Raw genomic sequence first — 12460 nt, 5'->3', positions numbered from 1 at the left:
GCAGCAATTGCGCACGCAAACCATTGGCCTGCGGCGGATGCTGTCCTTGCCGAAGCGCACCGGGCAGCGCCCGGTGCGCACGCGCGGTCTCAGAGCTATTTCACGTTGTCCTTGGTCACGAGCTCGATGTCGGTCTTCACCCAACCTTCGAGTTTGGGCCCGCCGGCCACGACTTCGAGCGCCTTGTCGATTGCGTTCGCCGCCATCTGCGAACCGAACTGGTCGACTGTCGCCAAAAGCTTGCCGTCCTTCAGCATGGGGGCTACCGCCGGCACATTGTCGAAGCCGACGACCTTGATGTCGTTTCGGCCAGCCGCGTCGAGCGCCTTGACGACACCGATCGCCATGGAATCGTTGGCGGCGAGCACACCCTGGATATCGGGATGCGCCGTCAGCATGGTCGAGAAGACGGAATTGGCCTCTTCCGTTTCCCAATGCGCCGTCCGAGAATCGAGAAGATCGAGCTTGCCTGCCGCGATCGCATCCTCGAAGCCGAGCTTGCGCTGCGCTGCATTGTCGGCGCCCGGATTGCCCTCGAGGATCACGACCTTACCGCCGGCGCCGAGATCCTTGGCGAGCGCATCACCGACCATCTTGGCGCCGCCTCGATTGTCAGGGCCGACGAAGGCCAGATCGACGCCGGCATCCTTCTTTGCCTGCTCGTCGAGCGAAACGTCGAAATTGATGACGACAATACCCGCATCCATCGCCTTCTTCAGCGGCGCGACCATGGCGCGGGAGTCGGCCGGCGCAATCACGATCGCATCGACGCCCTGGGTAATGAAGTTCTCGACGCCATTCAGCTGGCTCTCGAAGTCGGTCTCGTTCTGCATGCCGATGGCTTTAAGCTCGTAGTCGCCACGCTTCTGCGCATGTGCTTCGGCGCCTTCCAGCATGTTCTTGAAGAAGTCGTTTGCAAGCGACTTCATGACGAGGCCGACGACGGGTTTATCGGCAGCCATGGCAAGTGTCGGCAATGCGGTGGCAACGGTAAGTGCGACGATAGACGCATACAGGGAAAATTTCATGGGTTCTCCTCCGGTGAAAAGATGGTCCTCCAACCATCAATGAAACGTTTCATCACATGAACATGCGTGGCCCGCTTCGACCTTTAGAAGATAGAAAGGCGGTATCGCTGTCAATATGAAACGTTTCATCGCTGAGAAATTTGTGCTGGAAGCCGCTACCGGTTCGCGGCATTCTCTGATCTAAGAGGAAGGCCAGCTGCCGTCGGGCGGACCCGCGGTCGCTGGCGTAAGACTTTGATCCGTTGCATGATTTTTCCCTCCTGATCGATGCAGCGAACGTGATAGGGAGCCGACCGTTTGAACCCGACGATCAAGGATGTTGCCCAGCGCGCCGGGGTGTCCGTCGGCACGGTTTCGCGTGTGCTTGCCAAGAACAAGACGGTGAGCGAGGACATCAGGGCTAAGGTCGAAGCAACGATCGACGCGATCGGCTACCGACCGAACATTCTCGGTCGCAGCCTCCGGCTCGCCAAGACCGACATTATCGGCCTGGTCGTGCCTGACATCACCAACCCCTTCTTTGCCGAGCTTGCCAAACAGGTGGAGATGTTGGCTTCCGCCGAAGGCTACTCGGTGCTGCTTGCCAACACCCATGACGACCCGGACGCCGAGAAGCAGCAAATTGAAACCCTGCTCGGACGGTTGCCGGCCGGGCTGATCCTCGTTCCCGTCAGCAACAGCCTCGCCGATGGATTGGCGTCGCGCACGCGCACGGTGACCGTCGACCGGCCCTTGAGCGGCCATGCGCTCGTCTCCGTCGACAATCGTCAGGGCGGTTATCTCGCCGCGGACCACCTGCTTTCGCTCGGCCATCGTCGGCTTGGCTATATCAGCGGTCCGGGCACGACCGAAGTCTCCGGCGAGCGCCGCGGCGGTTTCGTTCAACGGCTCGAGGAATTCCAGAAAAGCCACCCAGGCGACTACGTTCCGCCGCAGATCGTCGAGGGGCACTTCGACTACCGCTCAGGTGAAGAACTTGGTAAGCAGCTGCTGACGCAACCCGTAGCAAGTCGCCCGACTGCGATCGCCACCGCCAGCGACCAGCAGGCAATCGGCTTGCTGCGCGCCGCCGACGACATGGGGCTTCGGGTCCCGAACGACCTTTCGATCGTCGGCTTCGACGACATTCCTCTGGCTTCGCTGGTGCTGCCGCGGCTCACCACCATTCGCCAGCCGATCGACGAGATCGCCCGGCTGGCACTCGAAGGCGTGCTCGGCAGCCATGCGCTGCAGGAGGAATACAAGCTGCAGCCAATGCTGATGAAACGCGGCTCTTGCGCCGCGCCCTCAACACCCTGACATCACGGCGCGCGCCCCAGGTTACGCGGCGTGGCTGCCGTCGACGCGTCATCAGATCGCGAGCACTGCCGCCCCTCCCGCAAGCCCCGCGCCGGCCGCCGTCAGCAACAGCTTTTCGCCGGAGACGAAGGGTTTTTCTCGGTGCGCCAGCGATAGCGACAGCGGGATGGTCGCGGCCGACGAATTGCCGTAGTCCGAGATCGTGCGCACCGTTTTCGACGGCGCGATGCCGAGACGATCGCAGACGGCGTCGAAAATGCGGGCATTGGCCTGATGCGGCACGAAGCGGCTGATGTCCGAGGCCACGCAGCCGGCGGCGTCCATGGCGTTCACGGCACAGGCCGTCATCATCTCCACCGCCTGCGCGAACATCTCGCGCCCGTCGCGCATTGTCATCAACAGGTCCTCGGGCCTGGTGTCGGCGGAAAACGGCCTGTTGCCGCCGCCGGCGGCAATAGAGATCAGATCGTAGCGGCTGCCGTCGGCGGCGAGGTCAACGCCGACGAGGCCGGTTTGCGGGTCATCGGACGGCGCGACGACGACGGCGCCGGCCGCATCGGCAAAGAGCACGGCGCTCGCCCGCTCGGCCAGATTGATCCTGCGGCTCAAGATGTTGGCCGCCACCACCAGCACCGGCTTTCCCTGAGCCCGCGCGAAACCATCGGCAAGCGTCAGCGCGTAGAGGAAACCCGAGCAGGCGCCGGCAAGGTCGATCGCACCAGCGTTGGAAAGGCCGAGACGATGGGCGAGCAGGGGTGCTGAAGGCGGCAGCAGGTGATCGGGCGTCGAGGTCGCAAGCAGGACCAGGGCGATATTGGCGGCCGGGGTGCGGGCATCTTCGAGCGCCATTGCGCCCGCCTTTGCTGCAAGCCCCGACAGCGTGTCTTCAGACGCGGCCCAGCGCCGCTCGCGAATGCCGGTGCGGCGCTCGATCCAGCCGGGCTCAAGCCCGAGCGTCGTCTCGATTTCGCCGTTGGCGACACGCCGCTCCGGCACCGCATGGCCGAAACCGACGATCCGGGATGAGCGAACGAGCCTCATAGCTGCCCTGCCCCGAAGAGCGACGCCGCCTCGTCGATCGCGTCATAGGCCCGCCCGAGATCGGCATCGGTGACGCAATAGGGCGGCATCAGGTAGATGACGTTGCCGAGCGGACGGATCAGCAAACCACGCTTGCGGAAAAACGCCCTGAGCTGCGGGCCGACCTCGGCGAGATAGCCGCCGGACGGCACCGTGAGGTCGAGGGCTGTAATGGTGCCGATTTGGCGAACGTCGACGAAGCGAGGATCGTCGGCGAAGCGCGCCAGATGTCGACGCTGGCGCGCGACCAAGGTTTCGATACGCGCTCCCACCGGCTCCTGTCTCCAGACGGCGAGATTGGCAAGTGCCGCGGCACAGGCGATCGGGTTGGCCGTGTAGGAACTCGAATGGAAGAAGGTCTTGCGTCGGTCGACCGAAAGATGCGCCTCGAAGATCTCCGAGGTGCAAAGCGTCGCGGCCAGAGGAAGCGCGCCGCCGGTCAGCCCCTTCGAGGTGCAGAGAATATCGGGCGCGATCCCGGCCTGCTCGCAGGCAAACAGGCTGCCCGTCCGCCCCCAACCGGTCATCACCTCGTCGGCGATCAGCAGGCTGCCATGCCGTTCGGCAATGCGTTTCAGCTCGGACAGCACGGAAGCCGGATAGGTCTTCATGCCACCGGCGCCAAGCAGCAGAGGCTCGATCAACAGGGCGGCAACCTCGCCGGAAGCGCAAGCCTGTTCGAAGGCGTCGAGCGTTGCCTGCTCCCGGCCCGGCTCCGGAAAGGGCAGGCGATCGACGGCGAAGAGCAGCGGCGCGTAGGCGGCATTGAAGACGCCTCTTTCGCCGGCCGACATCGTGCCGATCGTGTCGCCGTGATAGCCATGCTCCAGCACACAGATCCGGCTCCGCGGCTGGCCGCTGTTGTGGAAGAACCCGAGCGCCATCTTCAGCGCGACCTCGACCGCAGTCGAACCGCTATCGGAATAAAACACATGGGAGAGCCCGGGCGGTGCGATCTCGATCAGCCCGCGCGCCAGGTCTTCCGCCGGTGCGTGAGTATATTCGGCGAAGATGATCTGGTCGTAGGTCTCCGTAGCCCTGCGGATCGCCTCCATGATCGTGGGGTGACGGTGGCCGTGGGTGATAACCCACCAGGACGAAATCGCATCGAGGATCGACGCGCCATCTTCGTCGACGAGATACGCTCCTTCGGTGCCGACGATGCGGCGCATCGCCGGTTCGAGGGCATGCTGGGTGAAGGGATACCAGACGGCGGAGCTCTTCATGCCGGCATCCCTCGAAAATCGGCGATGTTGAAATTCTCGGCGAAGGCGTGGCGCAGGCGGTCGGGCGTCAGCGGGTCGAGCCGCGGCAGCCGCCCGAGCCGGCGCACCCCGCCAAGGCGCGCGATGATCGCTTCGCTGTCCTCCTGCGCGTCGCCGATGAAGGCGACGCCGAGAACGGGAATGGCGCGGCGGCGCAGCGCTTCGAGCGACAAGAGGGTGTGGTTGATCGTGCCGAGCCCGGTGCGAGCGCAGACAACCACCGGGATCAGCCAGCGCGCAAAGACATCCGCAAAGACCGTGTGCTCCGTCAGCGGCACCAGAAGCCCGCCTGCGCCTTCGATCACCAGCGGTCGTTCCACCGCCTGCGGGGAAAGATGCTCCGGGTCGATGGTGACGCCGTCGATCCGTGCTGACAGGTGCGGCGATGCCGGTGTTGCGAGCCTGTAGGCTTCGGGCAGGACGCGGTCACACGACAACCGACCAAGCCGGGCGACGGTTTCGCTGTCGGTTTCTTCGTCGAGCCCTGACTGCACAGGCTTCCAGTAGCAACCGTCGAGCGCATCGGTGAGGGCTGCGGAAAAGATGGTCTTGCCGATGCCGGTATCGGTACCGGTGATCACAATACGGGTTTTCATGGCCGCTCCTTCGCGATCGCGATCTTCAACTGCTGCAGCATCTGCACGATTGCGGCCCGGTCGACGTTGAGGGTGATGGCGATCCGAAGACGCGCGGTGCCTTCCGGCACCGTCGGCGGGCGGATTGCCCTGACATCGTAACCCTCGGCGCGCATACGGGCGGCGATGCGGACCGCTCGGCCGTTATCACCGATCGGGATGGGCAGGATCTGCGAGCCGCTGCCTTCGATGCCGAGCACTTCGGCAAGCGCCCGGTTGGCGAAAGACCTGAGGTCGTCGAATGCGGCGCGGCGTTCCGGCTCGTCGACGAGGGCGGCGAGCGCTTCACGCACCGCGGCCGCGATGAGTGGCGAGGGCGCGGTCGAATAGATGAAATTGCGGGCGCGGTTGACGAGATAGTCGCAAAGCACGGCGCTTGTTCCGACCAGTGCGCCGGAAACACCGAGCGCCTTGCCGCAAGTATGCAGCATGACGACGTTCTCCCGGTCCTCCAGCTCAGCGGCGAGACCGCGACCTTCCGGCCCGAAGACGCCGGTCGCGTGCGCCTCGTCGATGACGAGAAAGCCGTCATGCTGCGCGGCAAGCGCTAAGAGGTCAGCGAGCGGCGCCCGATCGCCATCCATCGAATAGAGGCTTTCGACGGCAATCCACGGGCGCCCTGTGCCGCCGGCGCGGCGCCATTGGCCGATCGCATCGGCAAAGGCGTCGATATCGTTGTGCGCTGCCGCAACCGAATCGGCCTTGCTCGCAGCGATGCCTTCATGGGCGCTCGCATGGATCAGGGCATCGTGGACGATGAGGTCGTCGCGCTGCGGCAGCGTCGAAAACAGGGCAGCATTGGCGGCATAGCCGCTGCCGAAGAAGAGCATTCGTTCCGCGCCGAAGAAGGTGGCCGCTTCCGCCTCAAGCGCCTCGTGTTCTTCGTGATTGCCGCGCAACAGCCGTGAGCCGCCGGAGCCGACCGGCACGCCGCGCGCGATGGCACTCGTTATCGCCGCCTTCAGCCGCGTCGAAGCGGCGAGCGCCAGGTAGTCGTTCGAGGTAAAATCCAGGCCGCCAGCGGGGGCAAGTGCGCGCCGGCGGCCCTTGCGATCAAGGCCCTCCAGCGTCTTCTCATAGCGCGCAAACAGACCCAGGGTCATTCGGCCGCATCCTGCCTTGCCGCCGGAGCCATCGGCTTCAACCCCAGGCGTCGGAAGAGCGCCGCATCATGGTCCTCGCCGGGATTGTCGGCGGTCAGCAGGGTTTCGCCGACAAAGATCGAATTGGCGCCGGCGAAGAAACAGAGCGCCTGCGTCTCGTCGCTCATGTCGGTCCGGCCGGCCGAAAGCCGGACATGCGATAGCGGTATCAGGATGCGGGCAAGCGCGATGGTGCGGACGAAATCGATCGGATCGACGGGCGCTGCATCGGCCAGCTTCGAGCCCGGGATCGGGATCAGCATGTTGATCGGCACGCTTTCGGGCGGCACCGGCAGATTGGCGAGCGTCACCAGCATGGAGATCCGGTCGTCGGCGGTTTCGCCCATGCCGAGAATGCCACCGGCGCAGACCTTGATGCCGGCATCGCGGACATTCGCGAGCGTCTCCAGCCGGTCGGCAAAGCTGCGGGTGGTGATGATCTCGCCGTAGAAGCGTTCGGAGGTATCGACATTGTGGTTGTAGTAGTCGAGCCCGGCCTCGGCGAGCCGTGCGGACTGGTCCGGCGTCAGCATCCCGAGCGTCATGCAGGTTTCCATGCCAAGCGCCCGCACACCGCCGATCATGGCGACGATCGCGTCCATGTCGCGGTCCTTCGGGCTGCGCCAGGCGGCCCCCATGCAATAGCGCGTCGCACCGCCGTCGCGCGCCTGTCGCGCCTCGGCAAGCACACGCTCGACCTCCATCAGCTTCGATGCCTTGAGCCCGGTCGGATAGTGGGCGGACTGGCTGCAATAGCCGCAATCCTCGGCGCAGCCTCCGGTCTTGATCGAGAGCAGCCGGCTCATCTGGATGGCGTTGGGATCGAACTGCGCACGATGGACCGTGTGTGCGCGGTAGAGCAAATCGTTGAACGGCAAATTATAGATTTTTTCAGCTTCCGCTTGGGTCCAGCGGGATTCGCCCGCGTCGCCCGGGGTAAAATTAGCGCCAGTTGATAGGGTTCCGTCCAGCATTTAGGCTCGTCCTCCAGGTCATCGCAAACGCGAAATAGATAGAATCTGATATTATCTATAATTTTATCGACGAGCAAAGTTCGCAAGCACCCAGGTGGAGAGTTTGTGTTAGCAAATACCCTTCTGGTTGTATTTTGACCGTGAGTGAATCTGGAAACCGCCGAGACAGGGCAACAATCACCAATCAATCGGTCGCATCTCCCATTTCCGAAATCGGGCGTAACGCACCCGAGAAACGAGGACGAGCGGGGCTTCTCCGGTATTTTTCGACCCGCTCTGCCCGCCTGACACTCCTCCCCTCAGCACGCCGCCAACGCTTCCGCTTTCTCGTCGCAAAATTATAGATAATTTTCTCGGCAGATGAGATCACATCGCACACGAATGCTGGCTCTTGACAAAAACCGCCCCGAACGGTCAGCTTGTAGCATTCACCAGGGGTGTCCCGCCAAGGGGCTGAGATTCTGCTATGCGGTTTGCGCGGCGCAGTGACCCGTTGAACCTGATCCAGTTCATACTGGCGTAGGGACGGTGCAGACATCGCTGCCGCAAACGTCGCGTTCCCGCGACCATTCAACGGCAAGGCGTCCTTCCCCTTCCTTCGCTCGTGAACTGGGTCTCCACAATCGGAGCCTCGGCATGCACACCGCCAACACCATCCCGCTTCCCTCACGACGGCCCGCCCACGCCTCGCGGGAACACTGAGCCATGCGGATCCTCGTCAAAGGTGCCGGCGTCGCAGGGCTCTGTCTGGCGCATGAACTTAGCGCCCGCGGTGTCGCGGTGACGGTTGTCGAGCAAAAACCAGGCTTTGCCGGCGCGGCCTCCTGGTTTGCCGGCGGCATGCTGGCACCCTGGTGCGAACGCGAGAGCGCCGAAGAGGTGGTGCTGACGAAGGGCATCGGCGCCATCGACTGGTGGGACGACGCCCTGCCGGGCGAGGTTTCCCGAAACGGCACGCTTGTCGTCGCCCCGCCACGGGATGCGGGCGAACTCAAGCGCTTTGCCTCACGCACCTCCGGCTTCGAATGGCTCGACGCCGCCGCGATCGAACGGCTGGAACCGGCGCTTGCCGGACGTTTCCGCGAGGCGCTGTTTTTTCCCGGTGAGGCGCATCTCGACCCGCGCCGGGCGCTGAGCCGGTTGCGGCAGAAGCTTGTCGATCACGGCGTCACCTTCCTCGATGAGACGAGCGACGATGGCCACCACGATCTCGTCGCCGACTGCGCCGGCGCGGCACGCATCGGCGAAACGCCGGGCCTGCGGGGCGTGCGCGGCGAAATGCTCTACCTGCAGACAAGCGACGTGGAACTGTCGCGGCCGGTCAGGCTCATTCATCCCCGCATCCCGCTCTACATCGTGCCGCGCGGCGGCGGCCTCTTCATGTGCGGGGCGACGATGATCGAGACGGATGACGGCGGACCGATCACCGCCCGCTCCCTCATGGAACTGCTGAACGCCGCCTATGCGCTGCATCCGGCCTTCGGCGAAGCGCGCCTCGTCGAAACCGGCGCCGGCGTCCGCCCCGCCTTCGCCAACAACCTGCCGCGCGCCCTGCGCACCGAGCAGACCATCACGATCAACGGACTTTACCGCCATGGCTTCCTGCTTTCGCCGGCCCTGGCGGCGGAAGCAGCCGACCTCGCGCTTGCGCAGGACCTGAAGGGAGATGCCGCATGAGACTGACCGTCAATGGCGAGGATCACGACCTCGCCGTCACCACCCTCGCCGAGCTTCTGGCCGCCCTTGATTTCGAAGGCGACTGGCTCGCCACCGCCGTCAACGGCGAACTGGTGCACCGGGCCGACCGTTCGGGTCATGCGCTCAGCGACAGGGACCGGATCGAAATTCTCTCGCCGATGAAAGGAGGCTGAGACATGCTGACGCTTTATGGACAGGACCTGCGCTCACGGTTGCTGCTCGGCACCGCCCGCTACCCCTCCCCCGCCGTTATGGAAGATGCGGTGCGATCGTCAGGCACTGAGATCGTCACGGTCTCGCTCCGGCGCGAAACCGCCGGAGGCCGCCAGGGCGGCGCCTTCTTCGAACTGATCCGGGCGCTCGGCGTGCACGTGCTGCCGAACACCGCCGGCTGCCACTCGGTGTCAGAGGCGGTGTTGACGGCCAAGATGGCGCGCGAGGTCTTCGGCACCAACTGGCTGAAACTCGAAGTGATCGGCCACCACGATACGCTGCAGCCCGATGTCTTCGGGCTGGTCGAGGCGGCGCGCATCCTCTCGGCCGAAGGGTTCGAAGTCTTTCCCTACACCACGGATGATCTCGTGGTTGCCGAACGGCTCGTGGAAGCCGGCTGCAAGGTGCTGATGCCCTGGTGCGCGCCGATCGGCAGCGCCATGGGGCCGCAGAACATCCAGGCGCTCAGGGCAATGCGGGCCAACTTTCCCGATGTGCCGCTGATCGTCGATGCCGGCATCGGCCGGCCCTCGCACGCAACGACGGTGATGGAGTTCGGCTTCGATGCCGTCCTGCTCAACACCGCTGTAGCCGGCGCCGCCAAGCCCGCGCTGATGGCCGCTGCGTTCGCGGGCGCGATCGATGCCGGCCGGCAGGCCTTCGAGGCGGGCATGCTCGAACCGCGCGATTTTGCCGTCCCTTCCACCCCCGTCATCGGAAAGGCGGTGTTTGCGTGAAACTTGACCCCTTCTATCTCATCGTCGACAGCACGGATTGGATCGAGCGGCTGGTGCCGCTCGGCGTCAAGCTGGTGCAGCTACGCGTCAAGGATCGTACGGAAGCGGAGATCCGCCGCGAGATCCGCGCGGCCAAGGCCGTTTGCGACGAGCAGGGCTGCCAGCTCATCGTCAACGACTACTGGCAACTGGCGATCGCGGAAGGCTGCGACTTCGTCCATCTCGGCCAGGAGGACCTGGCGGAGGCCGACCTTACTGCAATCCGCGCCGCCGGCCTGAAGCTCGGACTCAGCACCCATGACGAGACGGAACTGGAGACAGCACTTGCTGCCAAGCCCGACTATGTCGCGCTCGGACCGGTTTACCCGACCATTCTCAAGGCTATGAAGTGGGCGCCGCAGGGACTGCCGCGCCTTGCCGCCTGGCGGAACCGTGTCGGGTTGCTGCCGCTGGTCGCCATCGGCGGCCTCAACGTCGAGCGGATCGCCGGCGTCTTCGAGCACGGCGCCGACATCGCCGCCGTCGTTACCGACATCACCCGCAACGCCGACCCGGAAGGCCGGACGCGCGAATGGATCGCCAGAACCGCACCGTGGCGATAGGCACGTGCCGGACCGCGGGTAGCAGTTTCGCGGTCAGGCGATCTCCAGCTGCGAGAGCCAGGAGGCGTCCAGGCCACGCTTGCGACAATAGGTGGCGAGCCGCTGGCGGGTCGGCCCCGGCCGGTCGAGGCCGAGGTAACGGGAGGCGTTCTTCCAGAAGATGTTCTGCTGGTCCTCCTCGCTCACATTGGCCTCCTTCAGTTGCTGGGCGATCCGCGGGACGTAGGCGTTGTAGTCCTTCTCCAGCGCCATCATCGACCAGTCGGTGCCGAACATCAGATGGCGCGCATCGGGATCGTAGTCCCGCAGCCATTTGTCGAGCAGCGCGCGGATTTTTTCGTGCAGCCCGGGCGTGTTGTCGGTGACGAGCTCGCTCAGGTAGCTCAGGTCGGCAAACAGGTTCGGCCGGCGCCCGTGGCCGATCGTCTCGCCAATGATGTCCTCCCAGGTCGGCGGACCGGAGAATTTGTCCTGGGCGCAGGACACCATGACCCCCGTCGGTGCGCCTGGGCGAATGACTTCATCGAAAGCGCCGAAATGCGCCAGATTGATCCGCAAGTCATTGTAACGGTTGGTGTCGAGCAGCTTCTTCCAGTAGGCGGGGCTCGCCATATTGCCATAGCCGCAGCCGGCGCCGATGCTGTTTTCCGCATGCGCCATGATCGGCACGCTGTTGTCGCGGCACCAGTCGTAGAGCCGCTTCAGCGCCGCATCGATCGCCGGATCCGCATTGCCCCATGCCTTGAAGCCCATCGGCGGGTAGATCTTCACGCCGATGAAGCCCTTTTCCATGATCGCGTAGCGGACGTTTTCCAGCGACGAGCCACGCTTCTGCGCCTCCCGGTGCGGATCGAAGCCGACGAAGCTGTGCATGTGGATGCCGTGCCGCTTGATCACCAGCTGCTGGATCTCGTCCATCACGTCGATCTGGTCGTGCTGCGGCGATGCCCTGCCGCCGATCGACTTCTCGAAATCGAGGATGCTCGGCGTGATCATGGAAAACCGGCATTTCGAAGCGAAGATCCGGGCATAGGTTTCCGCCAGGTTTTCGCGGTAGTCCTGCATGAGGCGCACGAAGGAAAGGTAGTTGCCGATCTGTTCGTGGGCCTTGGCGGCCGACGCCAGGGCATCGACATCCGTCTCCTCCACGCTGCCGGAGCGCCGCTGCAAGCCCTGCGGCAGGCCGGGGGTGCCGCCGATCTGTTCCAACAGGCCTTGATAATCCGGCGTTTCGGCGCCGCTTCGTGCGGTCAACGATGCGCGCTGCTCGCCGGCTAGCGCGACCAGTTGCTTGACGGCGATGCGCAACTGCTCGTCCTTCTGCCGCTCGAACTCGGCGTCGGAGGGGCGCGGCACCCGCTTCTTGAGAATAGCGTCCTCAGCCTTGGCCTTGGGCGCGACGTCGCCAAGGGCCGTCACGAGGAAGACCACCAGGGCGTTTTCCAGACGCTTCGACTGCAGCGGATCGGCGGAGAGTTTTGCTTCCGGCAGTTTCTCCCGCAGCGCCACATAGCGCACCAGCCCTTCCACGGGCACATCGGCCGCGTTGAAGAAATGGCAGTGAACGTCGACGATCGGGTAGGGAAGCTCGCAGGCCGCGGCCGGTGGCCAGTCGTGTCGACACCCGGAAAGCACATTCGCCATCACGCCTGCCGAGAACAGCCGCAAGACATTGCGGCGTGTCACGGCGGCGACCGGACCAGCCCAGTCGACCCCCATCATCCCCTCCTGTTGCGAGACCCCCTCGAACAATCGGGCAAACATTACTCCGTTAGCAAGCGGCGTGG

The 12460-nt window shown here is 64.5% G+C and carries 12 protein-coding genes and 1 riboswitch; of the genes, 5 read left to right on the top strand and 7 right to left on the bottom strand.

The window, feature by feature from the left end; all coding sequences use genetic code 11:
- Window positions 1-95: 95 nt before the first annotated feature.
- Window positions 96-1028 (bottom strand): sugar ABC transporter substrate-binding protein, encoded by a 933-nt coding sequence (locus OVA00_RS04890; protein WP_034798471.1) that lies wholly within the window; start codon window positions 1026-1028, stop codon window positions 96-98.
- Window positions 1029-1325: 297 nt separating this feature from the next.
- Between OVA00_RS04890 and OVA00_RS04885 the strand changes: the two genes are divergently transcribed.
- Window positions 1326-2327: a LacI family DNA-binding transcriptional regulator gene (locus OVA00_RS04885; protein WP_089042872.1), complete on the top strand. Its 1002-nt coding sequence runs from the start codon at window positions 1326-1328 to the stop codon at window positions 2325-2327.
- A gap of 51 nt (window positions 2328-2378) precedes the next feature.
- Here OVA00_RS04885 and OVA00_RS04880 read toward each other — a convergent pair whose 3' ends face one another.
- The 5 genes from OVA00_RS04880 to bioB are packed head-to-tail and all read right to left on the bottom strand — an operon-like array spanning window position 2379 to window position 7423.
- Window positions 2379-3368, bottom strand: coding sequence for a beta-ketoacyl-ACP synthase III (locus tag OVA00_RS04880; protein WP_268088195.1), 990 nt, complete (start codon window positions 3366-3368; stop codon window positions 2379-2381).
- Window positions 3365-4633: an adenosylmethionine--8-amino-7-oxononanoate transaminase gene (locus OVA00_RS04875; RefSeq protein ID WP_060644568.1), complete on the bottom strand. Its 1269-nt coding sequence runs from the start codon at window positions 4631-4633 to the stop codon at window positions 3365-3367. Before OVA00_RS04875 ends, OVA00_RS04880 begins: the two co-directional genes overlap by 4 nt.
- Complete coding sequence (bioD, locus tag OVA00_RS04870; RefSeq protein ID WP_268088192.1) at window positions 4630-5268, bottom strand: dethiobiotin synthase; 639 nt, start codon at window positions 5266-5268, stop codon at window positions 4630-4632. The genes OVA00_RS04875 and bioD overlap by 4 nt, the downstream gene beginning before the upstream one ends.
- Complete coding sequence (locus OVA00_RS04865; RefSeq protein WP_268088190.1) at window positions 5265-6410, bottom strand: 8-amino-7-oxononanoate synthase; 1146 nt, start codon at window positions 6408-6410, stop codon at window positions 5265-5267. The genes bioD and OVA00_RS04865 overlap by 4 nt, the downstream gene beginning before the upstream one ends.
- On the bottom strand, window positions 6407-7423 hold the full coding sequence (bioB, locus tag OVA00_RS04860; RefSeq protein ID WP_268088188.1) for a biotin synthase BioB: 1017 nt from the start codon (window positions 7421-7423) through the stop codon (window positions 6407-6409). The genes OVA00_RS04865 and bioB overlap by 4 nt, the downstream gene beginning before the upstream one ends.
- A gap of 423 nt (window positions 7424-7846) precedes the next feature.
- Window positions 7847-7967, top strand: a riboswitch (TPP riboswitch).
- Window positions 7968-8128: 161 nt separating this feature from the next.
- Here bioB and thiO point away from each other — a divergent pair.
- The 4 genes from thiO to OVA00_RS04840 are packed head-to-tail and all read left to right on the top strand — an operon-like array spanning window position 8129 to window position 10673.
- Entirely contained in the window at window positions 8129-9100 is a 972-nt protein-coding gene (gene thiO / locus OVA00_RS04855; protein ID WP_268088186.1) for a glycine oxidase ThiO, read from the top strand.
- Complete coding sequence (gene thiS, locus OVA00_RS04850) at window positions 9097-9294, top strand: sulfur carrier protein ThiS (RefSeq protein ID WP_060583946.1); 198 nt, start codon at window positions 9097-9099, stop codon at window positions 9292-9294. The genes thiO and thiS overlap by 4 nt, the downstream gene beginning before the upstream one ends.
- Window positions 9295-9297: 3 nt before the next feature.
- Entirely contained in the window at window positions 9298-10071 is a 774-nt protein-coding gene (locus OVA00_RS04845) for a thiazole synthase (RefSeq protein ID WP_268088180.1), read from the top strand.
- On the top strand, window positions 10068-10673 hold the full coding sequence (locus tag OVA00_RS04840) for a thiamine phosphate synthase (protein ID WP_159415750.1): 606 nt from the start codon (window positions 10068-10070) through the stop codon (window positions 10671-10673). Before OVA00_RS04845 ends, OVA00_RS04840 begins: the two co-directional genes overlap by 4 nt.
- 33 nt (window positions 10674-10706) lie before the next feature.
- Here the strand turns inward: OVA00_RS04840 and OVA00_RS04835 are convergent, their stop codons facing one another.
- Complete coding sequence (locus OVA00_RS04835) at window positions 10707-12392, bottom strand: amidohydrolase family protein (protein WP_268088178.1); 1686 nt, start codon at window positions 12390-12392, stop codon at window positions 10707-10709.
- Between the last annotated feature and the right edge of the window lie 68 nt (window positions 12393-12460).

Origin of the sequence: Ensifer sp. SL37 (assembly GCF_026672675.1) — a bacterium.
In the GTDB taxonomy this organism is placed as follows: domain Bacteria; phylum Pseudomonadota; class Alphaproteobacteria; order Rhizobiales; family Rhizobiaceae; genus Ensifer; species Ensifer adhaerens.
Note: the sequence above shows the minus strand (reverse complement) of the source record. Positions and strands in the feature narration are given on the sequence as shown.

Bases quoted from the DNA above. Each gene is read 5' to 3' on its own strand.
- OVA00_RS04845 (WP_268088180.1), top strand. From the start codon at position 9,298: ATGCTGACGCTTTATGGACAGGACCTGCGCTCACGGTTGCTGCTCGGC.
- bioB (WP_268088188.1), bottom strand. From the start codon at position 7,423: ATGCTGGACGGAACCCTATCAACTGGCGCTAATTTTACCCCGGGCGAC.
- OVA00_RS04835 (WP_268088178.1), bottom strand. From the start codon at position 12,392: ATGGGGGTCGACTGGGCTGGTCCGGTCGCCGCCGTGACACGCCGCAAT.
- OVA00_RS04875 (WP_060644568.1), bottom strand. From the start codon at position 4,633: ATGAAGAGCTCCGCCGTCTGGTATCCCTTCACCCAGCATGCCCTCGAA.
- OVA00_RS04880 (WP_268088195.1), bottom strand. From the start codon at position 3,368: ATGAGGCTCGTTCGCTCATCCCGGATCGTCGGTTTCGGCCATGCGGTG.
- thiO (WP_268088186.1), top strand. From the start codon at position 8,129: ATGCGGATCCTCGTCAAAGGTGCCGGCGTCGCAGGGCTCTGTCTGGCG.
- thiS (WP_060583946.1), top strand. From the start codon at position 9,097: ATGAGACTGACCGTCAATGGCGAGGATCACGACCTCGCCGTCACCACC.
- OVA00_RS04865 (WP_268088190.1), bottom strand. From the start codon at position 6,410: ATGACCCTGGGTCTGTTTGCGCGCTATGAGAAGACGCTGGAGGGCCTT.
- OVA00_RS04890 (WP_034798471.1), bottom strand. From the start codon at position 1,028: ATGAAATTTTCCCTGTATGCGTCTATCGTCGCACTTACCGTTGCCACC.
- bioD (WP_268088192.1), bottom strand. From the start codon at position 5,268: ATGAAAACCCGTATTGTGATCACCGGTACCGATACCGGCATCGGCAAG.